This is a genomic window from Pseudoalteromonas sp. S1612 (assembly GCF_005887175.1).
Taxonomy (GTDB): Bacteria; Pseudomonadota; Gammaproteobacteria; order Enterobacterales; family Alteromonadaceae; genus Pseudoalteromonas; species Pseudoalteromonas undina.
Map to the genome: position 1 here is coordinate 1 of NZ_PNDH01000116.1, position 435 is coordinate 435.

At 43.0% G+C, this 435-nt stretch carries 1 protein-coding gene; it reads left to right on the plus strand.

Annotated elements, in window-relative coordinates; genetic code table 11:
• On the plus strand, window positions 1-435 hold a 435-nt coding region (locus tag CWB78_RS18340; RefSeq protein ID WP_171040365.1), incomplete at both ends, for a S49 family peptidase.

Below are 435 nucleotides of genomic sequence, written 5' to 3' on the forward strand. Positions count from 1 at the left end.
TTGACTTTAACGGCAGTATGGACGCACATGAAGTAGAGAGTTTACGCGAAGAAGTGACTGCGATTATTTCAATAGCGGACCCTAAAAAGGACAAAGTGTTAGTTCGTGTTGAATGTGCTGGCGGCGTTGTGCATGGGAATGGTTTAGCTGCATCACAGCTAACACGGTTTAACGCAGCTGGCATTGAGTTAACCGTATCAATCGACAAAGACGCTGCCAGTGGTGGCTACATGCTGGCTTGTGTGGCTGATCATATTATTGCAGCGCCGTTCGCAATTGTTGGCTCTATTGGTGTTATTGCACAAATTCCAAACTTTAATAAAATAGTAAAAAAGAACGATGTTGATTTTGAACAAATTACGGCGGGCGAATTTAACCGTACGCTAACGTTATTTGCTGAAAATACCGATAAAGCCCGAGAAAACTTTCGTGAAG